Raw genomic sequence first — 24,886 nt, 5'->3', positions numbered from 1 at the left:
ATTTATTATTGATATTACTCACTGAGAATTTTGATATAAAAAAGGCGCTAGTTAAGCGCCTTTTTTTTGTGAATTCATTTGATAAGCACTAATGCTCTTGAATAAGCGTGGTGAAGTGAGAAATAAAAATATAAGTAAAACTGTACATAAAATAAAAGAACCAAGCATTGTACTTCCATTTACGATTAATGAATATAACACAGCCGATTGACCTTTCGGTGCATATTGTCCCCAGAAAATAATACCGGCAATAAAGTGACAGAAATAGCGAGCAAAGCTACCGATAAATGTGGCAAGGATAATGTAAACAAGGATTTTCTTACCATGGTTTTGTTTTGCTGAAGGTTTTTCTTTGCGACTACCTAAAGTTAATTGTTCATTGCTATTCTCATTAGATACTAGAAGTGCTTTTTGAATTGGACGATAGAATAAGCCAGCAAATCCAATAAAAGCAAAGGCAATGAAGTACTCAATAAATGCTTGAACAGGTGTTAAAATGTAAGCATCACCTACAATAATTTGTAATAATCCCCAAATTAAGCCACCTAAGAAAGCAGATTTAAAGCCCCAGCGATATGCAATAATAAAAATAGGAATCATAGCAAATGAAATGGAACCGCCTGTTGGAAGTTTAAGTGATAATGGTAAAATGTCGATAATCATGGCGAAGGCTGCAAGAATAGCAGATTCGATCATCGCTTGTAAATTGGTGTTACGCATGTTGTCTCCCCCTAAATCCAAGTTGTACAAAAAAGAATAGATATCATAGGAGGATACGAAATACGTAAATAAAAATGAGGCATGTATTTCGGACGTTTGCACAATCCCTGCGTAAGCATTAACTAACAGGTTCGAAGGGTCGGAACGAAGTGTTCCCTCTCAGCGACATGGCTCCCCCAGTGATAACGAGATTCTTTATTTGCTACCGTTTATTGTAAGCGAAATGGATGAGAATGGCAAACAAATACAGTATGACAATGATTGAAATAGAATTGTAGCGAAATGTTAATAAATATGAAGCAAAAGGGTATAGTACAAGAGAAATAGAGTGTGCTATAATTTTTCTGAAAATAATTATCATTCTCTTCTGAGGGGGAAGGTTATGAGCTTAGTAGATATTAAAATCGGTGAGAAAGTGTTAGTAAAAAGCGTTCAGTCGTTAGATCAATTATTAAAGAGAAGACTAGCTGCTTTCGGTCTTTCTGAAGGAAGCGAACTTCGTATGAAGCAGAAGGCGATGTTCAAAGGTCCTTGTACATTGGAGTGTCGTGGACAGTTAATTAGTATTCGTCATTGTGACGCGAAAATGATAAAGGTGGAATTAGCGTGAATAAGGTAGCTTTGCTAGGGAATCCGAATACAGGAAAGACATCATTATTTAATGCACTTACTGGTTCTTATGAGTATGTAGGAAACTGGAGCGGTGTAACAGTAGAAAAAAAGGTTGGTAAATTAAAAGATAGACAAGGAACATTAATTGATTTACCAGGTGTTTATGATTTAAATCCAGTTTCGCGTGATGAAGGTGTTGTAACAAACTTTCTATTAACAGAAGAATTTCAGCATATGTTAAATATTGTGGATTCCTCGCAGTTTGAACGAAATATGCATTTAACGTTGCAATTACTTGAATTTGGTAAGCCAGTTTCAATTGGTTTAAACATGGTTGATGTGGCGAAGCAAAGAGGAATTGTAATTGATGTAAAACGATTATCGGAACTCTTAGGTGTAACAGTTGTGCCTGTCGTTGCAAGAAGTGGAAAAGGCTGTGAAGAACTACTTGCGACTCTTAAAGAAAATGACAAAAAAGAGAAAAAGCCATTCCTTATTTCATATGGTGTACAAATGGATGAAGGAATTGGAGAAGTAATTGCTCTTTTAGAGACAGTGAATTACGAGCATCCGAGATGGCTAGCGCTTCAATTTTTAAGCAATAACGAAGTAGTAGAAAAAGAAATGAAAGCATTACCAATTTATAAGGAACTCATAGCCATTCGATCTCGCTTAGAAGGAAAACTTGATTGTACGTTAGAAGAGCACATTTACAAAACTCGTGAAGCGTATATTGAAAAGTTAAAAACAAATGTTATGGAGCATGAGAAAGAAGGAAAAATTCCTTTTTCAGAAAAAGTTGATAGATTAATTACACATAAAATTTTAGGACTTCCAATCTTTTTAGCAGTTATGTTTTTTATTTTTCAGGTTACGTTTACGTGGATTGGTACACCTTTATCGGATATGTTAGATGAGTTTTTTGGTGGCCAGCTTACGGATTGGGTGACAGCTGGACTTACAAGTATTGGAGCTTCTCATTTTATTCAAGCACTCGTTACAGAAGGTATTATTGCCGGTGTTGGTGCTGTATTAGTATTCGTACCACAAATCTTTGCACTATTCTTTTTCATTTCATTATTAGAAGACTCAGGATATATGGCGCGAATTGCAGTTGTTATGGATAGAATTATGGAGTTTTTCGGTTTAAACGGAAAGGCATTTATCCCGATGATTATCGGCTTTGGATGTAACGTTCCAGGTATTATGGCTGCGAGAACGATTGAACAGGAAAAAGAACGTTTACTTACCATTTTAGTAACACCATTTATGTCTTGTTCAGCACGATTACCTGTATATGCATTATTTGCGGGCGTATTCTTCCCGCATAGTCAGGCGACTGTTGTATTTTCTTTATATGTTGCAGGGATTGTTCTCGCGTTATTAGTTACAAAAATTATGTCTCTTACGATTTTGAAAGCGGAAAAGTCTATTTTCGTAATTGAACTACCACCTTATCGTGTGCCACAAGCGAAAACGTTATGGCTGAGCACCTGGGAGAAAGGGAAAGGGTTTGTTCGTAAAGCTGGTACATTCATCTTTGGTGGTTCGGTTGTTATTTGGTTATTAAACTATGCAGGTCCATCAGGATTTGGCGTTGATATGGGAGATAGCTACTTAGCGATGATTGGTGGATTTATCGCACCGCTATTTGCACCGCTCGGGTTCGGAACGTGGCAAGCTGCAGCATCCCTTTTAACAGGATTTTTAGCGAAAGAAGTTGTCGTTTCTACAATGGCAATTATTTATGCAGTTAAAGAAGATGTGCTTGGAAACGTAATGGGAGCACATTATACAGCATTATCGGCTTATGCATTTATGTTCTTTATTTTATTATACGTTCCATGTTTAGCGACGGTGGCTGTTATTAAACGTGAAACAGGATCAGCGAAATGGACGATTTTCTCAGTCGTTTACCCGCTTGTTGTTGCTTATGTATTAACGCTTATTATATACCAAGTTGGATCTTTACTAGGATTCTAAAAGGAGATGTATAATGATGGTCAATATTATAATTGGAGCTATCATTTTTGGTTATGCAGCATACACGTTAGTTAATTTTGTAAAGAGAAGTAAAAAAGGAAAATGCGCAGCATGTTCTTTAAATAAGTCATGTCAGTCGAAAACTTGTAGTCCGGATATGGAACAAGTTGCTCATAATAAATAGAAAAAAGCTTTGCGAATTTCGCAAAGCTTTTTTGTTTTACTTTTTAATTTTTACAAGTTGAGAAGCTTCTACGCCTTTGTAACCAGGAAATTCTTTACTTGGGTCTTTATCAAATTTTAATACACCTACAGATTTTTCATCACCTTTTACATTGCTGTAAGTTGCGTCATCAACAATCGCATACATATCTGTATATGCACGGCCACTTCCGATAATTGTGTTGCCTTCATATTTTAATTTTGCCCCATCAAGTGTAGTATTTTCTACTTTTTCTTTTGCAAATAATACACCTTGTTCTGTTGTTATAGCTGGTAATTTATCAAGTGGTTTCGTGTTGTCTTTTTCATCAACTTTGTTAAGTAACTCTTTTTTCACTAGTTCTTCACCAGTTTTCTTATCCATTACAAGAACTTTTTTACCATCTAATGTTGTCATTTTCATTTTATAGAAGTCTTTTTCTTTCACTTCTTTTTTGTTTTTATCTGTAATTTGCTGAACTTGTTCTTCTGAGCCATACAGTACAAAGCCGTTCGCTTTCTCTCCTAATAAAGAACAACCTGATAATGCTCCAAATGAAATTGCCGCTGCTAATCCGATTCCTACTAATTTTTTCATGATGACTTCTCCTTTTATCTGTTTTATAGTAAATACAATTTTTGTATTATTGCTTACATGTGAAGAAGCATGTTTGTTGCTTCTGGTATTAGTGTATAAGAAATATCGGAATGCAACTATCGAGTTAGCTTACAGTAACATTACAATAATGTAATTTAGTGAAAGTGCATAAAAATAAGTCAATTCTGAAGAGAATTAATGGGAATATATTAGAAATACAATATTTTATCTGGAATGTCATATTATATTGGCTATATTTTGGAAATAACATGTAAGGACATCTTTGTTTTGTTATAATAAACACATAGGCTGTAAAAATGAATATTCTTTACTGTAAAGGGAGATTCTTAAGTTTTCCAAGTAGTGAATTTGAAATATGAGGTATATCATAGGAGGAATTTAGATGTCTGTATTTAAACGATTAAGAGATTTAACAATGTCAAATGTGTATTCGTTAATTGAAAAAGCGGAAGATCCAGTTAAGATGACTGATCAATATTTACGCGATATGCAAGCTGATGTACAAGAAGCTGAGAAAAGTGTAGCAGCTCAAATCGCACTTGAGAAGAAATTCAAAATATTATTTGAAGAGCAAGAAGCACTTGTGAAAAAACGTGAAGAGCAAGCTCATATGGCTGTTCAAGCTAATAACTTAGATCTTGCGCGTCGTGCATTAGAAGAAAAACAAAATGCAGAGCAAAAGATGAATGAGTATAAAGCAAGCTACGAGCAGAATAAAGCTGCTGCTGATAATCTGCGTCTTAAGCTAGAAGAAATGCGCAAGCAATTAACAGAGCTGAAAAATAAACGTGAAACACTTGTAGCACGTGTAAATGCAGCGAAAGCACAGAAGAATATTAATCAGGCGATGTCTGGATTTGATTCAAATTCAGCAAAAGCTGGTTTAAGCCGTATGGAAGAGAAAGCTCTTCAATTAGAGGCTGAAGCGGAAGCAAGCGGTGAAGTTTATAAGAAAGAAAAGTCATTAGATGATGAATTCGCAAGCTTAAACAAAAATTCTGCTGTTGACGATGAATTAGCTCGTATTATGAAGCAGTATGAGAAATAATATAGAATAGAGACAAATGAACCGACATGTCTAAATATATTCATGTCGGTTTTCTATTATATTTAGAGGAGGTTTTGCAATGACATGGATGAATGTAGTTGCCATGCTTGTATGGACTGGAGCGAGTGCAGTACTTTTATTTGCAATTATGTGGGTTGATTCAATTTTTACAAAATACAATGATTTAAAAGAAATCAAAAATGGAAATACAGCTGTAACAACTCGTTTTATTATGAAATTATTTGCACAAGGGTACATTTTATCCCAATCAATTACGAAAGCAAATGACTTATGGCAGGCCCTTCTTGCTTCAGCAGTTTCTTTCGTTATTTTATTAGTGGTAGAAATGTTTATCGAATTCGTATTAAAGAAAATGGCTGGTTTAGATTTAGAAGAAGGTACGAAAGAAGGCAGTGTTGCTCACGCGATGTTGGCTGGATCATTACATATTGTTGGTGCACTTATTTTAGGTGCTTGTTTATAAAGAGAAAAGGAGGGATAGATCATGAGTTTATTTAAACGAATTAAAAATATAATGAAAAGCCCAGAGCCACCGAAGCCGGAAAAGAGTCTTTTAACGTTAGCTCCTGGCGATATGATTGAAGTTTCGTTAGTTATGTACGAATTGACCGGGAAAACGAGTATGCATTCTCGTAAAGAAATTGTTTTAACACTGCAAGATGGAAAAGACATTCGTTATTTAAAAATTGAAGACCGTGAAAATACGTATTACAAATTATATACACCAATTGATGGTCGCTTAGATTCAATTGAGGAAATTCCGACGACAATTGAAATGGATGATACTGAGTATCATATGGAAGAACAATATAACGGACGTGTTGTTGTGATGGGGAAAACACCATTCTCCGCTTCAGAGGAACAGTACGTATGGGAATTCCAATCAGATAATCGAAAATTATTGCGTATTGAATGGCAAAATGGTCGCACAATGATGTATGAGGGAGAAGCAATCATTCCTGCTGATGTACAAATTATAAGAGCAACGTAAGGGGGCGTAATCATGTCAAACCGATTGTTTACCATGATTAAATCGTTTGTAATCCCTATACTTGCTATCGTTATATTACTTGTTGTTGCTGGTTATGCCTTATCAGGTTGTCAAGGCGGGCAGACAAAGTCGATTCAAGACCGTTATCCACTTGAGTCTGTCGCAAAGGAAGGTAAACAAGAATCTTACGTGTATAGGGCCGCCAATCGGTCAGTTCCTGAAGTAGCGAAGGAACTCATTAACGAAAGAGAACCGAAGCAAGCATCTAAAGAAGACGAAAATCAAATGTTCCTCGTTTATTCTGATAAGATTTATAACCTGCAAAAGGATAAGGAGAAACCATCTGATACGTTAATTGAAATAAGTAATAAAGAATTTGTCCGTCAAAATTACCAACCGTCCTTCTTGCAAGGATATATTATGGGTAGCATATTAAACGATATATTCGGTTCAAGAAAATCATCGCCCGGTGATTATCGAGGATACAATGACAGACAAAATCATAAACCAGTTATTCCAGAGAGACCACCTACGAAAGAAGAAAAGAAAACCCCACCTCCAATTACGAAGGAAGGGAAAGGGTCTATCATTAAGCGAGGCGATAATGTAGATTCGAAACCATCAGTAGGTGATAAGGGAAGTATTACTGAAAAAGGAAGTAATACGACGCCCCCACCTTCTACTGGAAGTAAGGGTAAAATTACAAAAACACCAGGCGGTTCAAGCGGATCAGATGTGAAGCCGAAATCATCTATTAAAACGCCGCCAAGAAATACATCTCCTCCGAAAACGAGGGTTGGTGGTTCAGGAAAAATTACGAAGAGAAGATAGTTATAGAGGCCGAAAAGTGGAATTTGCTTTTCGGTCTTTTTTATTATGGAAATCAATTCCTTTTAACTGATACAATTAAGACATAAGGAGGGGATAGTATGACTATGTATAAAAGATTTAGTGTAATTATGTTCCTCGTATTATTCTTGAGTTTGTTTATTAGTACAACGATGAAATTTCACTTTATAGTAGGTATTTTATGGATACTATGTATATGTACTCTCTTTCTATATGTTCCGCTGCGCTTTCAAGAGGAAGTACCCGCCTTTCAAAAATACGTAGCATGGATTAAGAGAGGAAGAAGATGGGGAGAGTAAAATTATATCAGCGATTATTAAAATATAGCGACTTACCGACAAAGACTGCAACTTAATAATAAGAAGAGGGTGTGCCAAATTGTTGGCACACCCTCTTTTTCATAACGATTAATGAATATCACGTTTCTTGAAATTACCGCCTTTTACTTCTGCTACGTCATAAACTGTAATAAAGGCGTGTGGATCGATTTCATTAATAAGTTCTTTCATTTTACTTTCTTCTAAACGGTTAATTACACAAGAAATTTCTTTGAATTTCTCTCTTGAATAGCCACCGTATACTTCGTTATATGTTGCACTTCGGCCTAAACGATCGCGAATTGTTTCTACCATTAATTCAGGCTCTTTTGTGATAATTTTAAATGCTTTCGAACCACTTAAACCAACTTCAACGATATGAATCACTTTCGAAGCGATAAAGTAAGCAATTGCCGAAAGGATAGCTCCTTGAAGGCCGAATACCGTTGATACGAAAATAAATACGAACATGTTTAAGAATAAAATAAGGTCACTCGTTCCAAATGGTAACTTACGAGAAAGCAATACAGCAAGCATATCGATTCCATCTAATGCCCCACCGTTACGTAATGCTAGTCCCATACCAAAACCGATAATAATACCACCAACAACTGTAACTAATAATGTATCGCCTTCGATAATAGCTGGTATTCCGTGCATGACAACGGTACCTACTGCTAATGAAGCGATTCCAATAATAGAATAAATTGCAAAGCTTTTACCGATTTGCTTATATCCTAACCAAACGAAAGGAATGTTAATAACTGCGATTAGAGCTCCTAATGGCAATCCAAATAATCTTGAACTAACGATACTTAAACCAGTCACACCACCGTCTGATACGTTATTTGGAATTAATACTGCTTCTAATCCGTACGCTGTGATAAATGCCCCAATAATAATCATCAAAGCTTTCGAAGCAATTTTTAGCTTATTGGGCTTGTTTTTGATAATTTTCTCCATATAATTTCCTCGTTTCAAACTAGTTTCTTGTTTGTTACATAATTCACACCTAAATTTCATTTTAACATTTAATTTGAAAAAATTCTCCTTTAATGGATGTATGCAGGGAATATTATGACCATATTATTAATTTAAATACAACTGTAGAAGATTAGAGAGTGGTCATAATTTTAATATGAAAAAGTAGAATGGATAGTATGGATATATTTGGGGCACTAATCTTAGGGAGGGGATTCTGTGGGATACTGTACGAAATGTGGAAATGAAACGAACGAGGGCAACGAGTTTTGCGGACAGTGCGGGGAGAGTCTTAGCTATAAAACGGTAGAGGGAAGTTTTCCGAATAGCAGTTCTAATAGTAGTATAGAAGTTTTTTCTTTAGTTGGTTTCATCACTGGATTAATATCATGGTTTATAAACTTATGGGGGCTTATTGGTAGTGTAGCTATCGTATTTTCTATATTGGGTTTAAACAAAAAAGTGACGGGTACGAGTAAAACATTTGCTATTGTTGGAGTGATTTCTGGAATAATTAATGTGTTGTATGCTGTTACGTTATTTATTTAAATTTGATGAACGAAAAGGTATAAAAAAGTCCCCTGTGCATAAAGCATTCAGAGGAATTTTTATTTGATAGCTATTAAGAAACAATAAAACTAATTACTGTTAGGAATAAAGCGAAGCCTAAAATAGTTCCACATATTTTCATATGGCGCTTACGTCCCATAACAACAATCGCGACATATTCACGAATCATTGCGTTAGGCCAGTAATAAAATGCAGTTTTTGATCCGATTCCTTGGCTATTAAGGCCAGCTTGTCTTGCGTATATACCAGCGCGGAAAAGGTGGAAATTATTCGTTGTAAAAATACTTCTATACTTACCTTCTGGTTTTAAAGAATCCATAATTTCTTTAGAGAACAACATATTTTGATATGTGTTTACAGAGCGATTTTCTTGCACCGTATGTTCAAGAGGAATTCCTTTTTCAACAGCATAATTTTGCATCGCTTCTGCTTCTGGAAGGCCTTCATCTGGACCTTGACCACCAGAGAAAATAATTGTTGGTGGTGTATTCACAGCTGCTTGTTTCCAATAAAAGTCGATAGCTTTATTAATACGACTTGCAAGTAAAGGTGGTACTTTATCATTAATTAAGCCGCTACCAAGAACGATTATGAAATTTTGATTACGTCTTGGTCTGTTGAATTGGTATAAAAAATATGCGCTTAAGAAGTTAGATAAGTGTATAAAGAAATAGAAGCTTATAAGAGAAATAGCTGCAAAAATAGGCTCTAAATGCGATGAGACTAGACTTGCTGGATTTATGATAGGGAGTAACATAAAGAATAACATCCCTAAAGCAGCAAGGAGTGTTAAACAGTTAGTGAACCGTCTTCCTTCTCGCTTCATTAAAATTCTAGCATTAAGAAATAACCCAAACATTAAAGTAACAATACCGAAAGGAAGCATAATGAGAAGTGCTAAAATAGGTAAAATTATAATATAGCGTAGGACAGCATTATCTGAGTTCAAAGATACAATTACACAAAAAAGAAGGAAAAAACAGATAAAGGCATTAAATAAAAAACCATTTATTATTTTCCGCGGATCTTTTAAATACGAGATAAGAAAAATAATAAACAATATAAGAGGAATAATTCCAAAATACAGCATAAATATAGTACACCTCAATTTGTATAAGAATTTGACATACCTTTTATATTACATGATTTTATAAGTGAAAATGAAAGAAAAAGGATTTTGAATTTTCTCAATAAAATATATAGATATGTATGTTACAATATATTCAAAGCGATATATTAAAAGTAAAATGGTTGAAAAGGCACTCAGTAGAGTGCTTTTTCTTTTTGTATGCAATTGTGCATATTATATTTTTTTTCAAATGAAGAGGATTACAATATAAGTTGTAGACAGACTTTATAAACCAGAATTTAATACAAACATTTTCCTCTACTTTTTGTATCTAACAATCGTATAACAATAAATAATTCTGTTTTATAGTGTCTGTTTATAAAAGGTGTCTTTTTTGAAGGCGCCTTTTTGTTATTAGTATAGATAGTTTTCACTGTTAACATAGTGAAAACTATCTATACTAAACATTAGCAATCTTCCGTATAAATATTATCAATTTACTATATATTCCAGTGGTGTTAACCTACATATGAAAGGCTTTCTTTTTCAAAATATTACCCCTAATAAAATTTTGAAGAAGTCAACTGTCTCCAAACTTGTCTTTATGCTTAAGGAAAAAGCACTCAATTTGAGTGCTTTTTCTTATTGAAACATGCTATTTTTCTAGGCGATTTTCATAAAATAAAAGTAAAGAAATGAAAGTGGGTGACAAAATGCCAGCAGTTGTGGAAGGTGTTATTATTGAAAACTGCAATGGAACAATTAATGTAGGTGATAAATATAACGTACAGCCGATTGAAAAGACGAAAGCTTACAATGGATCGGGATCATCAAATACAGGAATGAAAGTACAAACGTTTAGCGGGATTAGTACGGCGGATGTAAGGGATAATGATGTGTATGATCAAGTTATTCAATCAACGTTATAATTTTAAAATGCAAAATTGCATAAAGTAACATGTTTGTTGTATGTTACACTTTAGCTGTGAGCTGTTAATGATTCTTCTGTATTATAGTTGTTAGATTGGAAATATAACATCTTATCGAAAATCATACATGAAAAAGACACTTCAACCGAAGTGTCTTTTTTTATTTTAGTGATACCCTTTAGCAGAGTCTTTATGAATTTTATTTTTAAAGATACTGTAGCTCCAAAGCTGATATCCAATAACGATTGGTACCATGACCATTGCAACGAAGAACATAATTTTTAAGTTTAATTGACTACCAGCTGCGTTGTATAACGTTGTACTGTATGCATCGTTAATACGAGATGGTAACATTCTTGGGAACATACCTGCAAAGCCAGTTGTCATAAACATTGCGATTGTTAGGCAAACGAATGTGAATGCAAGGCCAATTTTATGTTTGTACACCATAATAAGTGCGAGTACACTCATTAACATTGCAAGTACTGGAAGAATGAATAGTACCGGATATTCCGTAAAGTTTTGGAATAAGTTTGTCCGATTAGTAGTTGCTACATAGAAGATAGCTAAAATAATAGCTGCTGCCATTGAAAATGGTCTTGCTATTTTATAAGCACGATTAGATACTTCACCAGTCGTTTTAATCATGACCCAAAGGGCACCGGATACGACAAATATAGCAGTGAAGAAAAGACCACCTAATATACCGTAATGGTTTAATAAGCTAAGTAAATTTCCTTCATAGCCATTTTTTCCGATTTGTAGTCCGTAATACAGGTTAGCAAATGTAACACCGAATAAGAAGGTGATTAAGAAACTGCCAATTGTAAAGGCCCATTTACAAGTTTTTTGCCAAATTGGTGAATCATCTTTATGCATGAATTCCAGTCCAGCGGCACGAGCAAATAGTGCAAGTAATACTAAGAATAACGGTGTATATAGATAACTAAACATATTTGCATATGTGACTGGGAAGGCAGCAAATGTTGCGCCACCAGCTGTAATTAACCATACTTCATTACCGCCCCAGAACGGGCCAATTGCTTCTTGTAATTGATTTCGTTCTTGTCGGTCTTTCGTAACGAAAGGAAAAATCATTCCGTTACCAAGTGCATACCCATCAAGAATGAAGTAAACTGTCCAAATCACGCCCCATAAACCGAACCAGATGATTGCAAGCATATCATGAGACATGAGCCACACCTCCTTCAGTAGCAGGTTCTTCTAATGCTGCAGGTCCTTTTTTCGCGAACTTCAACATTAAGTATACGTCTGCGATTAAAAGTAAAGTGTAGAACAAAATTAAACTAATTAATGAGAACCAAATTTGTGGAACTGATATAGGCGATACAGATTCTGCTGTACGCATTAGTTTATATACTGTCCATGGCTGACGACCTACTTCAGCGACAATCCATCCTGCGTTAATCGCGATATAAGGAAGTAAGACAGACCATATTGTAATTTTTAAATAACGTTTTGAGTTTTCTAGTTTTCCTTTTCGGTTTAAATAGAAGCCGTACCAAGTTAATGCCATAAAGAACATACCAAGTGCAACCATTAAGCGGAAGCTATAATACACGAGGTTAACATTTGGACGTTCATCTTTCGGAATATCTTTTAAACCAACAATTTCGCCATCAAATGAGTTTGTATAGAAAAAGCTTCCGAGTTTTGGAATCGTAAGGAATTCAAAGTTCTTCTCATTTTTCACATCAGGAATTTGAACAATTGAGAAGCCTTGTCCTTTTCCAGTTTCCCAAACTGCTTCCATCGCAGCTCCTTTTGCTGGTTGATATTTAGCTGCTGATACACCAGATTGATGTCCCATAAACGGTGTAATTGTTGCGGCGAATAAACCTAGCATTAAACCAAACTTAAATGATTTTTTGAAGAATTCCACTTCGTTTTTACGTAATAAGTGATAGGCACTAATTGCCATAACGAAGAAAGCCCCTACGATATAACAACCAATGACAGTATGGAAGAACATATTCCAAGCATATGGATTTGTAACGAGTGCCCAGAAGTCATTTAATTCAGCGCGGCCGTTACGTACTACGTAGCCAATAGGGTTTTGCATAAAGCCGTTTGCTGTAATAATCCAAAGTGCGGAAATATTTGTTCCAAGTGCAACCATCCACATACAGAAGGCACGGAACTTTGGTGAAATTTTGTCTTTACCGAATAACCATATTCCCATGAAAGTAGATTCTAAGAAGAAGGCAACAAGTGCTTCGATTGCGAGAGGTGATCCGAAAATATCTCCCATATATTTGGAGTACTCAGACCAGTTTGTTCCAAATTGGAATTCCATCGTAATCCCGGTTATAATCCCCATTACGAAGTTAATTGTAAATAATTTACCCCAGAAATTTGCCATTTTACGGTATGTTGGATTCAATGTGCGGGCGTATTGAGTTTCCATACATGCTACTAAAATAACAAGTCCAATTGTCAAAGGTACAAATAAAAAGTGATAAAAAATAGTAATTGCAAATTGAAAACGACTTAGTAACAGAACGTCGGACATAATAAATATTCACTCCTTTTTTACATTATCTAAAATCAGTTTATAGTGAAAAAACGTTTAAAGTATGTGAGACTTGTTACAAAGGTGTGTGTATATTTTGAAAGAATTATGTCGATTACCTGAAAACATCCTATTTTTACTATAAAGCAATATCCTTTTTGAGTTTTTTAAATTTTGGTACACTATATAAGTAATGTAAATGAGAGAAAAGAGGGTTCTTTACTATGAAGTCATTAGAAGAGATTTTACAATACAATGAAAAATTCGTTGAAGAGAAAAGATACGAAGAGTATGAAACAGGAAAATTCCCGAATAAAAAAATGGTAATTATCTCTTGTATGGATACTCGTCTTGTTGAATTATTACCAAAAGCAATGAATATGCGTAATGGTGATGTGAAAATTATTAAAGTAGCAGGAGCTGTTATCTCACATCCATTCGGAAGTATTATGCGTAGTATTTTAGTTGCTGTATATGAACTTGGTGCTGATGAAGTTTGTGTAGTTGGTCACCACGATTGCGGTATGGCAAAAATTCAGGCAAGCAGTACAATTGAGAAGATGAAAGAGCGCGGTATAACAAATGAGAAATTAGATACACTCCGTTATTCTGGAATCGATTTAGAAAGATTCCTACAAGGGTTCTCTAGTGTAGAAGAAAGTGTAGAACATAGCGTATCAATACTTCGCAACCATCCATTACTTCCAGAAGAAGTACCTGTTCACGGTCTTGTTATCGATCCTGATACAGGAAAATTAGATCTAGTTGTGAATGGTTACGACAATTAAGAATTTACTTTGTCATCCTTTTTATCTGGGACAGGATCAAATCCTCCCGGGTGGAAAGGGTGACATTTTAATATACGCTTACAAGTAAGCCAAAAGCCTTTAAGTGCACCATGTTTTTGAAACGCCTCTAATCCGTAATGAGAACAAGTCGGATAAAAACGGCATGTTGGTGGCGTCATGGGAGAAATGAACTTTTGATAAAAGCGTATAATCCCAATAAAAATCTGTTTCATAACGGTCTCCTTTTCAGCATATTCTTAAAGTATTATAGCACGACTGTACATAATACTTTACTAATGTGCATTTCCGTTATATCATATTGGATATAACGGAATTAAATTAAAAGCGGGAGAGATGTTTTATGCCATCAGTAGAAAGCTTTGAATTAGATCATACGATTGTAAAGGCACCTTATGTAAGACATTGCGGAGTTCACAATGTAGGTAGTGACGGTATTGTAAATAAATTTGATATTCGTTTCTGCCAACCGAATAAACAAGCAATGAAACCAGATGTTATTCATACGTTAGAACATTTATTAGCATTTAATTTACGTAAATATATTGATCGTTATCCGCATTTTGATATTATCGATATTTCACCGATGGGCTGCCAAACAGGATATTATCTTGTAGTAAGTGGAACACCGACAGTTCGAGAAATCATTGATTTATTAGAACTAACATTAAAAGATGCGGTTCAAATTACAGAAATTCCAGCTGCAAATGAAACACAATGTGGTCAAGCGAAGCTTCACGACTTAGAAGGAGCACAACGCTTAATGAACTTCTGGTTAAGCCAAGATAAAGATGAACTTGAGAAAGTGTTTGGATAAAGAAAAACTGCCTGTGAAAAGGCAGTTTTTTTATTTGTAAAAGAGAAAAGTACAGGTTTTATAGAAAAACAATGAGTTTCACTTATGAGCATTTTTAAGAAATGAAAGGCAGTAGGTGAATATCTTAATGAGAGCTCCTGTTTGAAAAACAGGAGTTTTTTGTGTGAATGGAGTATTGACTTTAACGTATACGTCAAAGTTTATAGTGAAGATAAATAAGGCGTGAGGAGGAAACGATGGATAAGTATAGCATTGGTGAAATTTCAAAAGAAACGAATGTAACGACGAGAACACTTAGATATTATGAGGAAATTGGATTGTTAAAACCATCGTACGTTGCCGAGTCAGGGTATCGCTACTATTCAAAAGATGATGTGATTACATTACAGCAAATCACGACTTTTAAAAAGCTTGGTTTTAAGCTGTCGGAAATAAAAGAAGTATTAAAAGAAAAAAAGGGGATTTCAGAAGAAGAAAGATGGAAAAGTGCAATTCAAAATGAAATTCAAACAATACAAGCGGAAGTAAAAAGATTACAGGATTTAGAAAAGCAACTATATACAACATTTCATGCCATTGAATTAACAGGAGAGCTTAGAACAGAAGATTTAATGTTATTTATAAAATCAGTACAGGGAATTGATCAGAGGGAAAAGTTTAGGAAAAGGTATTTTACTGAGGAAGAAAAGCAAATCATTCAGGATTTACCAACGTTTGAAGAAGATGACGAAAGAATGAAAGAGTGGTTACAAGTATTAAGAGAAATTCGCCAGCGTATAAATGAACCAGTAGATTCACCAGAAATGCAACAATTGGCGGAAAAAGTAGTGACTTTTTCAATGCATGTATTTCAAGAAGATGAACAATTAATAAATAAGTATTGGGAATTAATTAGACCTGAAGAGGGAGAAATTGCAAAAGTATATGGACTTGATTCGGAAACAATGAAGTATATAGATGAAATGGTGGAGTATTATTTGAAAAAGGAGGAAGATAAATGACAGCCATGCAAAAAGAAAAGCTATATGGAAAGGAGCACGCACGATTAGAGCGGCAATACTTTTATAAACATGTGGGGATTTTCATTTTTGCACAGCTTCTATTTATTTTTATAGTAGGGCTTGTACCAGCTCAAGAGTTGCCAAGCGGTTCCTATTTCCTTCATATGAAAGAGTGGATTTTAAATAAACAAATTGGATTTTATAAAAATGAAACGATTAATACGATTACAAGTGTCTGGACATCAGTGCTTATTATTCATTTTATATGGGCGATGTCTTACATTCTTTTTCCGAAAAAGAAGCGTAATTCTTCGAAACAAGAAACAAGAGAAGAGATAAAAGAAGAAGTGAAAAAGAAAAAGGAGATTAGCATAAATAGGGCGTGGATGTATTTAGTATTTGGGGGCTTAATTGAAATATATTGGGCGACAGGATTAAAAACAAATTCAATGAGTATTTTGACACTCATTGCAATTTTAGTGAGCTTTCAACTACTAATTGAAGCAACTAAAAAAATTCCAATTGGTACGGCATATGCAGTATTTACTGGAATTGGTACAGTTGGAACGATATTAGTAGATATTTTATATTTCAAAGAACCATTTTCGCTCATCAAAATTTTCCTCGTTTGCTTATTGGCACTATTTATTATCGGATTGAAATTTAGTGGGAATAAGGAAGAGGTGAAATAAAGTGGCATGGATCTATTTAATTATAGCTGGGCTCTTTGAAATTGTCGGTGTAATTGGGATAAAGAAAGTAGCAAAAAATAATAGTTGGACGAATAATATTATTTTAATAGGTGGTTTTATTATTAGTTTTCAATTTTTAACGATGGCGCTTCAAGAAATTCAGTTATCGATCGCATATGCAGTTTGGACTGGAATCGGAACGCTCGGGGCAGCAGTTGTCGGTATTTTATTTTTTCAAGAACCTAAAAACGCTTTTCGGATTATTTGTATTGTTGGGATTATGGGGACGATTATTGGATTGAAAGTAGTGAGTTAAAGAAGAGCACACAAGCTCTTCTTTTTTATGGAAGTATGTCAGAAATCCCAACGAAGAAAGTGATTATCCCAACTATAAAACAAAAGATAGCTTTCGATTTTTGCTTTTGTTGTATTTCAGCAACTCCCGAAAGAATAAATGTGATGCTTAAAAGGATAAATACATAAGAGAAAAGAATAGAAATTCGTGTAAAAAGACTAAAAAAAGCAAGAATAAAAGCAATAGCAGATAGTAAGATTCGAAGGTTTGTTAGCATAGTATCCTCCAATTTATTAACTGTTTAAAAAATCCAAATTAGTGAGAGGTAATGGTCAGTAGGTGATTGGAAATTACATGTTATCTTTAGTGAAAGTAGTTCGATATTACAATGAAGAGCATAAGACTAGAAACGAAAAAATGCGAGATACCCATTGATTTTCTTCCGGATTTCAGTTCATTAATTCCTAGAAGAATAAAGAAACAACTGAGAGCAAATTGCATGTATGGGAGAAGTGTGAAGTTGTCGGTAGCAAGAGAATAAGTGCAAAGAGAGAGTGTGAGAAGCATGAAAAAATAGCGTAATCCAGTTAGCATTGTATACCTCCTTTAAAGAGACTATTTATCGAAATATTTCTGAGAAGCCAAGAAATAAAGCACCAGCTCCTGCTAACAGAGCAAGTATACTACCGCCTTTTTGCTGTTTTAAGTTTTCCTCTATACTAATAACGAAAGCCATCATCCCTAAAAAGATGAACATATAAGGCATAATTTCTCTATTACTAGTAAAGAAACTATAGATTGCTATACATAAAGCAATAAGTGATAAAGTAATCCGTCCCCCTTTTAGCATAAAAGACCTCCTCTATTTTATGTAGGTAATAATGAGAACAATCCAAATGAAAGCACCGGCAATAATACAAATAAGTCCAGTTGCTGACTCCTTTTTCTTTATTTGTTCAAATGCGATGAGAAACATTAAAGCCCCTAATAGAAATTGTGAAAGAGGTAGAAAATTATTTTGACCTGTATATAATCCAATTGCTGACATAACGATCACAGTGAGTGCGATTGTGATGCGGAGTATACGAAGCATACTATGAATCCTCCTTATTCTTTTTTGTATAAGGATTATCTTCTAGTTTATCGACGGAATGTTTATAAGCATAGCCTTTATTAATTGTCATGATGGAGAGTACGAGGATGAGTAGGACGATGATAATACCGATAATTAATATTTTGAACATAAAACCCCTCCTTTTCTTTATTTTACATAATTTTGTAATTGATGAAAACAATAGAAATTAAAAGGATGAAAGAAGGGTGTTACATGGAGACGAAAAAAACATATTATATATCAATAGGAAATGGTCAAATTTCACAAGTGAAGACGGCGGATACGTATAATTTTGAAATTTACGCAAATGATGAGGAAATTACGGAATTAAGAGAGCACTTCGATCAAGCATATGTAGAAGATTTAGGTTCATTTGTACGCTCCCACGTTCCATTTGTTGAGTATCATCACGATTCAAATAATGACCGATATGATGAACAACTACAAAAAGCATATAAAATGATTTACGATTTAGGAAATCATGAGACGAAAGAATTAGTCGCGCAAATGGGAATAATCAATGGATTGTAATTGGATAATATTATGCAGAAAAGCGAGAATATGCTACAATTTGTGGTAGGAAAAACTTGTAACCATCAATAGGGGAGTAATGGCATGTACAAATTTAAAGATTATTACCACAACACTGTACAATTATCGTTTGAACGTTATCCATTTTCTCCTGAGCCAAAGCATGTTTGGGTTGTATGCCGGTACGGGGATCAATGGTTATTAACACATCATTTACGTCGCGGTCTTGAATTTCCAGGTGGTAAAGTAGAACTAGGGGAAACACCGGAAGAAGCGGCAGTTCGAGAGGTTCATGAAGAAACCGGCGGCATAGTTTCTGATTTAACTTACTTAGGACAATACAAAGTATCTGGAAAAGACAAAATAATCATTAAAAACATTTATTTTGCAACAATTAGTGCGGTAGAAGAACATACGCATTACGAAGAAACGAAAGGGTCTGTTTTATTAAAAGACATTCCTGACAACATTAAAACGAATAGAAAATTTAGCTTTATAATGCGCGATGACGTATTAGCGCGTACGATGAAACATATAGAAGAAATCGGCTGTTTTACGAAGTAAAGTAGCCGGTTTCTTTTTTTGTGGGCATTATAAAAGATTACGCCATAAAAAATAGTGAGCGATTTGATTTAAGAAATTATTTATAACATATTTTGTTTTTTCAATAAAAAACAGAATTTTCTGTCATGGATAAGTCTTAATTGAAGGTAATATAAAATATAAAACTGGAATATCTTTTGAATTATTTGATTTTTTTTCCTTATAAACCAAATAAAAGTTAAAATGTTTATCAACATATTGGATATTGAACCAAAAAAAGGAAAACGCTAATATGAGTATATATTATCCAAATAGGTAACAATGTTTGATAGATCTCGTTGAAAAGAAAAGGGAGCGGATAAATATGAGTTTAAGAGATTTAGAGAATAAATTGAATGCTTTAAAAGTTACAGAGGAAATGGAAATTGAGTTAGAAACTAATGGTGTTCCTGTTTTTGAAAAACAAGGGGGATCAGGGATTAATTTAGATTTAACGATGCTGGGAGGTTCTAGGCCTCGTACAGATCAGATTTAATAGAAAAAATTAAGTGTAAAAAATAAAAAATAATATTCAACGAGATCTATGAGATATTGAAGAAATATAAAGGGAGGTAACAAAGTGAAAGTAAAATCTAACGAAAGTATTTTAGAGCCGCTATATTCTCAACCATCCTCTAAGCTTTATGAAGTTGCATGCGATGTGAATACACCTGCAATTATATATGATTATGCTGGTATGAAAGATGTAGTTGATAGAATACAAGAGGATCTGAAAGAACTCCCCCATGCAAAATTAAATCTTGCTGTAAAAGCTACACATACTCCTGAATTATTATCTTTATATGCGAAATGGGGACTAGGGTGCGATGTAGCAAGTCTAGGAGAATATGAGCTTGCAAAGAAGGCTGGTTTTACTGAGATAACTACGACAAATCCAGCTTATAGTTTGAAGGATATGAGAGTTTTCATGAATGAAGGGATTACTTTAGACATTGATTCTATTTCACAGTTGATTTTATATGGGGAACATTTTCCTAATACGAATGTTGGAATTAGAGTTAGAATTCCGCTACCAACTGAAATTGAGTCTGCAGCAACATTTGGAAAAGATAGTAGATTTGGCATAAATATTCTTGATGATAGATTGGAAAAAAATATAAAAAATTCAATTTAAATATAACAAGGTTACATGTTCATACTGGACAAATGACACCTCAATCGTTGCTCTATAAAGCTGATTATTTATTTGCCGTTGCAAGTTATCTTAGTAATGTCGAAGTTCTTGACTTTGGAGGAGGAATGTTTCATTTTTATGTTGATCGTGAAAAGGCTAGGAAAGCTATTTCTAGTTTAAAAGAGAAAGTAGTTAAGTGGCAGAAGGAAAATAATAGGAAGATACATATACGTTTTGAACCAGGAGGAGCGTTATTATCAGGTTGTGGATATCTAGTTACATCTGTGATGGCAAGCGAGTTTCATACCTTTTTTAATAAGAAAGTGATTACTGTGGACTCTTCTGCTTGGAATTTAGCCCCCTGGCATAAACCTAATCTTATTAGCCTAAATAAGAAGAATAAGAAAAAAGAAAAAATTTTAATTGCAGGAAATACCTTATATGAAGGGGACTTTTTTGGGAAAGATATAAACGGGAATATGATGGATTTTGAATTAGAGAATTTAGATGTTGGAGATAAAATTTTGTTTACTGCTTCTGGGGCATATACCATGACAAACTCTAGAAGGTTTAACTGTCTACCTTTGCCAGGTGAATATTTATTGTTGGAAAATCAATTAATTCGCATTAATCACTCTGGAGGAAGTCGATATGAATAAATATTATAGAGTAAAAAAAGTTTAATTATTAAAGAAGAATTAAATTATCTCACCTTATGGGATTCTAAAGAAGGCTGGGAAATAAATGTAGAACAAAGCTCCTTAGAGTGTATTAGGGCGTTTTATTTGCCAATAACAAGAGATGCTGCACATAAATTATTACTTAATCGGTTTGATTTAACAAGTGAGCTATTGGATTCAATGATAAACTCTTTACTTGAACAGGGGATAATTGAAGAGTTTACCCCGGAAGCAGAAACTTTTAGAGGAGGGAAAGGAGGTATGTTTAATTCAGAAGTGGTAACGCTGTCTGAATGTATGAATGGAACATGGTGCAATATAGCTTTTATAGGGATGCCATATGACCTTAATGTAACGTATAGACCAGGTTGTCGATTTGCACCAAGATATTTAAGGAAAGTAAGTGGAGCTGTATATCAGCATAACTCGCGGTCCTTATGCGGAGTTTATGATCCAATAAAAGGAAAAAGGATTTTTGAAAATGTAACAATGGCGGATATTGGCGATATTCAATCAATTGTATTTGCTAGAAATGGTAAAGAGTTCGATGCGTTGGAAGAGACTGTGTTTCGTTTGGTCAATCATAATGTTTTTCCGGTAACAATAGGGGGAGATCATTCAATTACTCTACCATGCCTAAAAGGAATAGTGAGAGCGAAGAAAATAGGTGTTATTCAATTAGACGCACATTCTGATTTTGGATTAAATAAGTTGGATAACTGGAGAGATTCGGTACACCACGGTAATTTTATAGATGCAGTTCTTGAGGAAGAGGGTATCGAAGAGGTTATTCAAGTTGGTATTAGACAGTTAGTTGAGAATCAGCTAACACATGAAAAGGTAAAACAATGGCCTGGAAAATCAATTTTGAATAATTTGAATGAATTTGGAGATGTGTTAAATAAAGAATTGCAATATTATATAACACTTGATGTAGATGTATTTGATTCAGCGGTAATTAAGTCTACAGGGACGCCGTTACCAGGTGGATTTAGTTATGATGAAATGATAGAAATATTAGAATTTATAGTTGGACAGGTAGAGGTTATTGGTCTAGATATAGTTGAATTATTACCAGAGGAATCTGAGACTGAGGGGATTACTATCTCAAGAATTATCATAAATATATTATCTAATATAATGGAGAGAAAATATGAGTATTTATCCAGAAATACCACAGTTGTTAATTAATAAAAACTTTGATATACAAACCCCTGCAATCATTTATGATGTTGAGGCAATTAAATATGTAGTGAAAAAAATAAAGGATAACATTAGTAAAATACCTAATACTCATATTTGTTTTTCTGTCAAAGCAAATAGGAATATTTCTCTATTGAAAACTTTAGTGGAACTAGGAATTGGTGCGGATGTTGCGTCTATAGCAGAGTTAGATGTTGCTAAAAGTGCCGGATTTCAACATATCTACGCTACCTCTCCATCTTTTTCAAGTAATGAAATAGAGGTTTTATACAAAAATGGAATTATCCCAGATTTTAGCACTGTATCACAACTTAAAGAAGCGCTGAAAAATGGGAGTGTTGAAAACAAGATAGGGTTGAGAGTTAAGTTTAAATTAGATTTACTAGATTCAGAATTAGAAACCACCTTTGGAGAACAAAGTCGTTTTGGTATTGATGTATTTTCTTCAGATATAAAAATGTTATTAAAAAAATATGGACTTAAAGTGAAGCAAATACATGTGCATTTGGGAGAGATAAGGAATTCAAATATAATGTCGCAAGTAGCGTTGGGAATGGAAAAAATGGTGGGAATGTTTCCGGAAGTCGAGGTTCTTAACTTTGGTGGAGGATTAACATATTTATATTCTGATGAAAATGAGGTTACAAAAACCTGGGATATCTTAGAAGGTGTAATTAAAAGGATAAATAAATTATTAAATAGACAAGTGAAAGTAATAATAGAACCTGGGATGTTGTTAATGGCCATGTGCGGATATCTTGTTTCGACAGTGCTTACTTCAGACGTAGAGGGGAATCATAGGATAGTTACTTTGGATAGTTCAGCATGGAATTTAATGTATTGGACTCCGCCTATCTTGGTATATACGTACACAAATAATCTTATAAAAGACATGCATAAGATTTGTGGTTCTACTTGCTATGAGAAAGACATATTCATTCAATCAAATTATAATGAACGTTTAGATATTGGGGATCGGGTGTTATTAGCTCCAGCTGGGGCATATGTAACTAGTATGGCTAGAAATATGCACGGTTTTCCCTTACCAGATGAGTGGATTCTTAATAATAATAGATTGTATAGAGTAGGAGGAAGAGAAGTTGGTGTTAACTGAATTTTCTAATTATATAGTTTTATTACAAGAAATAGAGGATTTAATTTCAATATATTTTTCTCTAGGTATGGAAGGGCATCCTTACTCAGCAAAAACAAATGGTTGGCTAGAATCCGCAGTTCACTTAGGTAGGCAAATTAGTGAAAAGAAAATTGGGACATTTGAAGATGAAATGCATCTGGAAAATTTAAGCATGCAATTAAGAGTTTTATGGATGGAATTTGTCCAATTTACTACTAATAAACATATGAAGTCACCTCCACTGGGAGAAGTAAAATATTTACCCTCACAAAATAAGATAGATTTTAGTTATGAAAGAAACATAGAGCCGGTTCATTTAGAAAGAAAAGCTAATTTATATCGTGAAAAACATGATGAATGGGAATGTGATCATGTTTTCGCTTCAAGTGGGATGGCTTGTATATCTACTTTTTTACAAAGTTTTTTTGGAATGTCAAAGCCAACACAAAAACAACCATTAAAATTATGCACATGGGGAGATTATTTTGAAACTCGTGTATTGCTAGATTTATACAAAAGGGATTCTATTGAAATTCAAAATTTTAAAACCCAAAAAGAATTTGAAGCAAGTATTAGTCGATTTGATCTTTTCTTTATAGAGCCGGTTCGTTATAACTGGTCATTAGAGGTGTTTAATTTTGTTAGCTTTATAGATAAGTTAACTAAGGATACATCGAAAAATTTAAAGGTTTTGATTATAGATACTACTTTAAACGGGAATACATTAAGAGTGATTGAGTTGTTAGAAAAACTCAAGGCTATTCCTAATTTAATATTTGTACATATTCACTCTTGTTTGAAGTTAGATCAGCAAGGTATGGAATTTTCAAATTGTGGATTATTAAGTGTTTATACAGTTAAGGAAAATAATCAAATACCATCAGCAAAGAATATTTGTTCTTATATTAGAAAAGTACGAACGTTATTAGGAACAGGACTAACTTATGAAGAAATTTCTTTATTAGATAATAAATTTTTCTTAAATAGAAAGGGATTTTCTATTTATTGTAATAGAGTATTTAAGAATAATGAAGATTTAGCAAAATCTATTTGTAATAAAGGTATTTTTAATAATATTGCATACCCATCTCTTATTTCTACAGAAAGTTGGGCAAAAGCTCCTTTTGTTGTTTTTCATTTAAAAGAAGATACATTGGAAAATTACGGTTGGTTACTTAGTATTGTAAATTATGAAGCGAAAAGGAAAAAAATCCCCTTTGTAATGGGCTCAAGTTTTGGGTTTAGAACTCATCGTTTTGAGGTGATAATTCCAAATTTAAAACAGGGAAAAGGATTATTTAAAGTGGCTATGGGGGTTAGAGAAGGTCCTACTAAAGAATATGTTATTAATCTTTTAATGAGAATATCTAAATATAAAAACTTAGAAGAATTAAAATTAGCATATCCCAAAGTTACTCCTATTAATTTAAAGGATATAAAAGCATAAAAGTG

Annotated in this window: 34 protein-coding genes and 1 riboswitch; of the genes, 23 read left to right on the top strand and 11 right to left on the bottom strand. The window is 33.9% G+C overall.

Annotated elements, in window-relative coordinates:
• Nucleotides 1-51: 51 nt before the first annotated feature.
• Nucleotides 52-720 carry an energy-coupled thiamine transporter ThiT gene (gene thiT / locus JFU02_RS15425; RefSeq protein ID WP_097960387.1) on the bottom strand — a complete coding sequence of 223 codons (669 nt, stop codon included), beginning with the start codon at nt 718-720 and terminating at the stop codon, nt 52-54.
• 86 nt (nt 721-806) lie between these two features.
• Nucleotides 807-908: riboswitch (TPP riboswitch) on the bottom strand.
• 194 nt (nt 909-1,102) lie between these two features.
• Here thiT and JFU02_RS15420 point away from each other — a divergent pair.
• From JFU02_RS15420 to JFU02_RS15410, 3 genes are read left to right on the top strand one after another with little or no spacing between them, the layout of a single operon-like run.
• On the top strand, nt 1,103-1,330 hold the full coding sequence (locus tag JFU02_RS15420) for a FeoA family protein (protein ID WP_000060519.1): 228 nt from the start codon (nt 1,103-1,105) through the stop codon (nt 1,328-1,330).
• Entirely contained in the window at nt 1,327-3,315 is a 1,989-nt protein-coding gene (gene feoB, locus JFU02_RS15415; protein WP_097960388.1) for a ferrous iron transport protein B, read from the top strand. The genes JFU02_RS15420 and feoB overlap by 4 nt, the downstream gene beginning before the upstream one ends.
• Before the next feature lie 13 nt (nt 3,316-3,328).
• A complete protein-coding gene (locus JFU02_RS15410) occupies nt 3,329-3,499 on the top strand; it encodes a FeoB-associated Cys-rich membrane protein (RefSeq protein ID WP_000989593.1) in 171 nt (56 codons plus the stop codon).
• 36 nt (nt 3,500-3,535) lie between these two features.
• Here JFU02_RS15410 and JFU02_RS15405 read toward each other — a convergent pair whose 3' ends face one another.
• A complete protein-coding gene (locus JFU02_RS15405; RefSeq protein ID WP_000737464.1) occupies nt 3,536-4,114 on the bottom strand; it encodes a lipoprotein BA_5634 family protein in 579 nt (192 codons plus the stop codon).
• Between the two features lie 403 nt (nt 4,115-4,517).
• Here JFU02_RS15405 and JFU02_RS15400 point away from each other — a divergent pair, with 403 nt between their 5' ends.
• The 5 genes from JFU02_RS15400 to JFU02_RS15380 all read left to right on the top strand — a co-directional run bounded on the left by JFU02_RS15400 (nt 4,518) and on the right by JFU02_RS15380 (nt 7,343).
• On the top strand, nt 4,518-5,183 hold the full coding sequence (locus JFU02_RS15400) for a PspA/IM30 family protein (protein WP_000110281.1): 666 nt from the start codon (nt 4,518-4,520) through the stop codon (nt 5,181-5,183).
• A 79-nt stretch (nt 5,184-5,262) separates the two neighbouring features.
• A complete protein-coding gene (locus JFU02_RS15395) occupies nt 5,263-5,667 on the top strand; it encodes a DUF350 domain-containing protein (RefSeq protein ID WP_000220086.1) in 405 nt (134 codons plus the stop codon).
• 21 nt (nt 5,668-5,688) lie between these two features.
• Nucleotides 5,689-6,195 carry a DUF4178 domain-containing protein gene (locus tag JFU02_RS15390; protein WP_000051755.1) on the top strand — a complete coding sequence of 169 codons (507 nt, stop codon included), beginning with the start codon at nt 5,689-5,691 and terminating at the stop codon, nt 6,193-6,195.
• Nucleotides 6,196-6,207: 12 nt separating this feature from the next.
• On the top strand, nt 6,208-7,026 hold the full coding sequence (locus tag JFU02_RS15385) for a DUF4247 domain-containing protein (protein WP_000071186.1): 819 nt from the start codon (nt 6,208-6,210) through the stop codon (nt 7,024-7,026).
• 98 nt (nt 7,027-7,124) lie between these two features.
• Nucleotides 7,125-7,343 (top strand): hypothetical protein, encoded by a 219-nt coding sequence (locus tag JFU02_RS15380; protein WP_000180095.1) that lies wholly within the window; start codon nt 7,125-7,127, stop codon nt 7,341-7,343.
• 108 nt (nt 7,344-7,451) lie between these two features.
• Here JFU02_RS15380 and JFU02_RS15375 read toward each other — a convergent pair whose 3' ends face one another.
• Nucleotides 7,452-8,324 carry a YitT family protein gene (locus tag JFU02_RS15375; protein WP_000411244.1) on the bottom strand — a complete coding sequence of 291 codons (873 nt, stop codon included), beginning with the start codon at nt 8,322-8,324 and terminating at the stop codon, nt 7,452-7,454.
• A 237-nt stretch (nt 8,325-8,561) separates the two neighbouring features.
• Here JFU02_RS15375 and JFU02_RS15370 point away from each other — a divergent pair, with 237 nt between their 5' ends.
• Nucleotides 8,562-8,891 (top strand): zinc ribbon domain-containing protein, encoded by a 330-nt coding sequence (locus tag JFU02_RS15370; protein ID WP_000540173.1) that lies wholly within the window; start codon nt 8,562-8,564, stop codon nt 8,889-8,891.
• Between the two features lie 73 nt (nt 8,892-8,964).
• On the opposite strand, the gene JFU02_RS15365 is transcribed toward JFU02_RS15370, so the two are convergent.
• Nucleotides 8,965-10,002: a YdcF family protein gene (locus JFU02_RS15365; protein ID WP_061667112.1), complete on the bottom strand. Its 1,038-nt coding sequence runs from the start codon at nt 10,000-10,002 to the stop codon at nt 8,965-8,967.
• 674 nt (nt 10,003-10,676) lie between these two features.
• Here JFU02_RS15365 and JFU02_RS15360 point away from each other — a divergent pair.
• Nucleotides 10,677-10,910, top strand: coding sequence for a spore germination protein (locus JFU02_RS15360; protein WP_003308072.1), 234 nt, complete (start codon nt 10,677-10,679; stop codon nt 10,908-10,910).
• A gap of 165 nt (nt 10,911-11,075) precedes the next feature.
• Here the strand turns inward: JFU02_RS15360 and cydB are convergent, their stop codons facing one another.
• Nucleotides 11,076-12,104, bottom strand: a complete 1,029-nt coding sequence (gene cydB / locus JFU02_RS15355; RefSeq protein WP_000017670.1) for a cytochrome d ubiquinol oxidase subunit II — start codon at nt 12,102-12,104, stop codon at nt 11,076-11,078.
• Nucleotides 12,094-13,443 carry a cytochrome ubiquinol oxidase subunit I gene (cydA, locus tag JFU02_RS15350; RefSeq protein WP_061667114.1) on the bottom strand — a complete coding sequence of 450 codons (1,350 nt, stop codon included), beginning with the start codon at nt 13,441-13,443 and terminating at the stop codon, nt 12,094-12,096. Before cydA ends, cydB begins: the two co-directional genes overlap by 11 nt.
• A gap of 224 nt (nt 13,444-13,667) precedes the next feature.
• Between cydA and JFU02_RS15345 the strand changes: the two genes are divergently transcribed.
• Nucleotides 13,668-14,231 carry a beta-class carbonic anhydrase gene (locus JFU02_RS15345; protein ID WP_000838173.1) on the top strand — a complete coding sequence of 188 codons (564 nt, stop codon included), beginning with the start codon at nt 13,668-13,670 and terminating at the stop codon, nt 14,229-14,231.
• On the opposite strand, the gene yidD is transcribed toward JFU02_RS15345, so the two are convergent.
• Nucleotides 14,228-14,464 carry a membrane protein insertion efficiency factor YidD gene (yidD, locus tag JFU02_RS15340; protein ID WP_000809334.1) on the bottom strand — a complete coding sequence of 79 codons (237 nt, stop codon included), beginning with the start codon at nt 14,462-14,464 and terminating at the stop codon, nt 14,228-14,230. The genes JFU02_RS15345 and yidD overlap by 4 nt on opposite strands.
• Nucleotides 14,465-14,592: 128 nt before the next feature.
• Here yidD and luxS point away from each other — a divergent pair, with 128 nt between their 5' ends.
• From luxS to JFU02_RS15320, 4 genes are all read left to right on the top strand, one after another.
• Entirely contained in the window at nt 14,593-15,066 is a 474-nt protein-coding gene (gene luxS / locus JFU02_RS15335) for an S-ribosylhomocysteine lyase LuxS (protein WP_001141371.1), read from the top strand.
• Nucleotides 15,067-15,302: 236 nt separating this feature from the next.
• The gene (locus tag JFU02_RS15330; protein ID WP_061667115.1) at nt 15,303-16,067 is read left to right on the top strand and encodes a MerR family transcriptional regulator; all 765 of its coding nucleotides are present in this window, start codon (nt 15,303-15,305) and stop codon (nt 16,065-16,067) included.
• The gene (locus JFU02_RS15325) at nt 16,064-16,759 is read left to right on the top strand and encodes a DMT family transporter (RefSeq protein ID WP_086405777.1); all 696 of its coding nucleotides are present in this window, start codon (nt 16,064-16,066) and stop codon (nt 16,757-16,759) included. Before JFU02_RS15330 ends, JFU02_RS15325 begins: the two co-directional genes overlap by 4 nt.
• 1 nt (nt 16,760) lies before the next feature.
• Complete coding sequence (locus JFU02_RS15320; RefSeq protein WP_000312334.1) at nt 16,761-17,075, top strand: DMT family transporter; 315 nt, start codon at nt 16,761-16,763, stop codon at nt 17,073-17,075.
• 25 nt (nt 17,076-17,100) lie between these two features.
• Here JFU02_RS15320 and JFU02_RS15315 read toward each other — a convergent pair whose 3' ends face one another.
• The 4 genes from JFU02_RS15315 to ytzI all read right to left on the bottom strand — a co-directional run bounded on the left by JFU02_RS15315 (nt 17,101) and on the right by ytzI (nt 18,298).
• Nucleotides 17,101-17,331 carry a DUF3953 domain-containing protein gene (locus tag JFU02_RS15315; RefSeq protein WP_000957185.1) on the bottom strand — a complete coding sequence of 77 codons (231 nt, stop codon included), beginning with the start codon at nt 17,329-17,331 and terminating at the stop codon, nt 17,101-17,103.
• Between the two features lie 342 nt (nt 17,332-17,673).
• Complete coding sequence (locus JFU02_RS15310) at nt 17,674-17,904, bottom strand: DUF3953 domain-containing protein (RefSeq protein ID WP_000911648.1); 231 nt, start codon at nt 17,902-17,904, stop codon at nt 17,674-17,676.
• A 12-nt stretch (nt 17,905-17,916) separates the two neighbouring features.
• Complete coding sequence (locus tag JFU02_RS15305; protein ID WP_000944464.1) at nt 17,917-18,147, bottom strand: DUF3953 domain-containing protein; 231 nt, start codon at nt 18,145-18,147, stop codon at nt 17,917-17,919.
• Between the two features lies 1 nt (nt 18,148).
• A complete protein-coding gene (gene ytzI, locus JFU02_RS15300) occupies nt 18,149-18,298 on the bottom strand; it encodes a YtzI protein (RefSeq protein WP_000472795.1) in 150 nt (49 codons plus the stop codon).
• A gap of 83 nt (nt 18,299-18,381) precedes the next feature.
• On the opposite strand from ytzI, the gene JFU02_RS15295 reads away from it, so the two are divergent.
• The 8 genes from JFU02_RS15295 to JFU02_RS15260 all read left to right on the top strand — a co-directional run bounded on the left by JFU02_RS15295 (nt 18,382) and on the right by JFU02_RS15260 (nt 24,881).
• Complete coding sequence (locus JFU02_RS15295) at nt 18,382-18,699, top strand: hypothetical protein (RefSeq protein WP_000448411.1); 318 nt, start codon at nt 18,382-18,384, stop codon at nt 18,697-18,699.
• 84 nt (nt 18,700-18,783) lie between these two features.
• The gene (gene mutTA / locus JFU02_RS15290; protein WP_000276385.1) at nt 18,784-19,263 is read left to right on the top strand and encodes an antimutator 8-oxo-(dGTP/GTP)ase; all 480 of its coding nucleotides are present in this window, start codon (nt 18,784-18,786) and stop codon (nt 19,261-19,263) included.
• A 343-nt stretch (nt 19,264-19,606) separates the two neighbouring features.
• Entirely contained in the window at nt 19,607-19,777 is a 171-nt protein-coding gene (locus JFU02_RS15285; RefSeq protein ID WP_153577967.1) for a hypothetical protein, read from the top strand.
• Nucleotides 19,778-19,861: 84 nt separating this feature from the next.
• Complete coding sequence (locus JFU02_RS15280; protein WP_201071230.1) at nt 19,862-20,416, top strand: hypothetical protein; 555 nt, start codon at nt 19,862-19,864, stop codon at nt 20,414-20,416.
• Nucleotides 20,417-20,541: 125 nt separating this feature from the next.
• Nucleotides 20,542-21,075, top strand: a complete 534-nt coding sequence (locus tag JFU02_RS15275) for a type III PLP-dependent enzyme domain-containing protein (RefSeq protein WP_201071227.1) — start codon at nt 20,542-20,544, stop codon at nt 21,073-21,075.
• Nucleotides 21,076-21,201: 126 nt separating this feature from the next.
• Entirely contained in the window at nt 21,202-22,287 is a 1,086-nt protein-coding gene (locus tag JFU02_RS15270; RefSeq protein ID WP_201071224.1) for an arginase family protein, read from the top strand.
• Entirely contained in the window at nt 22,250-23,413 is a 1,164-nt protein-coding gene (locus JFU02_RS15265; protein ID WP_061667119.1) for a diaminopimelate decarboxylase family protein, read from the top strand. The genes JFU02_RS15270 and JFU02_RS15265 overlap by 38 nt, the downstream gene beginning before the upstream one ends.
• Nucleotides 23,400-24,881: a hypothetical protein gene (locus JFU02_RS15260; RefSeq protein WP_086405779.1), complete on the top strand. Its 1,482-nt coding sequence runs from the start codon at nt 23,400-23,402 to the stop codon at nt 24,879-24,881. Before JFU02_RS15265 ends, JFU02_RS15260 begins: the two co-directional genes overlap by 14 nt.
• Nucleotides 24,882-24,886: the final 5 nt, after the last annotated feature.

The sequence above is a fragment of the Bacillus sp. TH13 genome (assembly GCF_016651175.1).
In the GTDB taxonomy this organism is placed as follows: Bacteria; Bacillota; Bacilli; order Bacillales; family Bacillaceae_G; genus Bacillus_A; species Bacillus_A thuringiensis_S.
This window is presented reverse-complemented; position numbering and strand designations above follow the sequence as displayed.

What these genes read in the sequence shown, in the direction of transcription:
- mutTA (WP_000276385.1), top strand. Translation starts at nt 18,784, where the DNA reads ATGTACAAATTTAAAGATTATTACCACAACACTGTACAATTATCGTTT.
- JFU02_RS15400 (WP_000110281.1), top strand. Translation starts at nt 4,518, where the DNA reads ATGTCTGTATTTAAACGATTAAGAGATTTAACAATGTCAAATGTGTAT.
- JFU02_RS15360 (WP_003308072.1), top strand. Translation starts at nt 10,677, where the DNA reads ATGAAAGTGGGTGACAAAATGCCAGCAGTTGTGGAAGGTGTTATTATT.
- luxS (WP_001141371.1), top strand. Translation starts at nt 14,593, where the DNA reads ATGCCATCAGTAGAAAGCTTTGAATTAGATCATACGATTGTAAAGGCA.
- JFU02_RS15375 (WP_000411244.1), bottom strand. Translation starts at nt 8,324, where the DNA reads ATGGAGAAAATTATCAAAAACAAGCCCAATAAGCTAAAAATTGCTTCG.
- cydB (WP_000017670.1), bottom strand. Translation starts at nt 12,104, where the DNA reads ATGTCTCATGATATGCTTGCAATCATCTGGTTCGGTTTATGGGGCGTG.
- JFU02_RS15295 (WP_000448411.1), top strand. Translation starts at nt 18,382, where the DNA reads ATGGAGACGAAAAAAACATATTATATATCAATAGGAAATGGTCAAATT.
- ytzI (WP_000472795.1), bottom strand. Translation starts at nt 18,298, where the DNA reads ATGTTCAAAATATTAATTATCGGTATTATCATCGTCCTACTCATCCTC.
- JFU02_RS15380 (WP_000180095.1), top strand. Translation starts at nt 7,125, where the DNA reads ATGACTATGTATAAAAGATTTAGTGTAATTATGTTCCTCGTATTATTC.
- JFU02_RS15365 (WP_061667112.1), bottom strand. Translation starts at nt 10,002, where the DNA reads ATGCTGTATTTTGGAATTATTCCTCTTATATTGTTTATTATTTTTCTT.
- JFU02_RS15405 (WP_000737464.1), bottom strand. Translation starts at nt 4,114, where the DNA reads ATGAAAAAATTAGTAGGAATCGGATTAGCAGCGGCAATTTCATTTGGA.
- JFU02_RS15395 (WP_000220086.1), top strand. Translation starts at nt 5,263, where the DNA reads ATGACATGGATGAATGTAGTTGCCATGCTTGTATGGACTGGAGCGAGT.
- JFU02_RS15410 (WP_000989593.1), top strand. Translation starts at nt 3,329, where the DNA reads ATGATGGTCAATATTATAATTGGAGCTATCATTTTTGGTTATGCAGCA.
- JFU02_RS15330 (WP_061667115.1), top strand. Translation starts at nt 15,303, where the DNA reads ATGGATAAGTATAGCATTGGTGAAATTTCAAAAGAAACGAATGTAACG.
- JFU02_RS15325 (WP_086405777.1), top strand. Translation starts at nt 16,064, where the DNA reads ATGACAGCCATGCAAAAAGAAAAGCTATATGGAAAGGAGCACGCACGA.
- JFU02_RS15420 (WP_000060519.1), top strand. Translation starts at nt 1,103, where the DNA reads ATGAGCTTAGTAGATATTAAAATCGGTGAGAAAGTGTTAGTAAAAAGC.
- JFU02_RS15315 (WP_000957185.1), bottom strand. Translation starts at nt 17,331, where the DNA reads ATGCTAACAAACCTTCGAATCTTACTATCTGCTATTGCTTTTATTCTT.
- yidD (WP_000809334.1), bottom strand. Translation starts at nt 14,464, where the DNA reads ATGAAACAGATTTTTATTGGGATTATACGCTTTTATCAAAAGTTCATT.
- JFU02_RS15285 (WP_153577967.1), top strand. Translation starts at nt 19,607, where the DNA reads ATGAGTTTAAGAGATTTAGAGAATAAATTGAATGCTTTAAAAGTTACA.
- JFU02_RS15275 (WP_201071227.1), top strand. Translation starts at nt 20,542, where the DNA reads ATGTTTCATTTTTATGTTGATCGTGAAAAGGCTAGGAAAGCTATTTCT.
- thiT (WP_097960387.1), bottom strand. Translation starts at nt 720, where the DNA reads ATGCGTAACACCAATTTACAAGCGATGATCGAATCTGCTATTCTTGCA.
- cydA (WP_061667114.1), bottom strand. Translation starts at nt 13,443, where the DNA reads ATGTCCGACGTTCTGTTACTAAGTCGTTTTCAATTTGCAATTACTATT.
- JFU02_RS15345 (WP_000838173.1), top strand. Translation starts at nt 13,668, where the DNA reads ATGAAGTCATTAGAAGAGATTTTACAATACAATGAAAAATTCGTTGAA.
- JFU02_RS15385 (WP_000071186.1), top strand. Translation starts at nt 6,208, where the DNA reads ATGTCAAACCGATTGTTTACCATGATTAAATCGTTTGTAATCCCTATA.
- JFU02_RS15310 (WP_000911648.1), bottom strand. Translation starts at nt 17,904, where the DNA reads ATGCTAAAAGGGGGACGGATTACTTTATCACTTATTGCTTTATGTATA.
- JFU02_RS15305 (WP_000944464.1), bottom strand. Translation starts at nt 18,147, where the DNA reads ATGCTTCGTATACTCCGCATCACAATCGCACTCACTGTGATCGTTATG.
- JFU02_RS15265 (WP_061667119.1), top strand. Translation starts at nt 22,250, where the DNA reads ATGAGTATTTATCCAGAAATACCACAGTTGTTAATTAATAAAAACTTT.
- JFU02_RS15390 (WP_000051755.1), top strand. Translation starts at nt 5,689, where the DNA reads ATGAGTTTATTTAAACGAATTAAAAATATAATGAAAAGCCCAGAGCCA.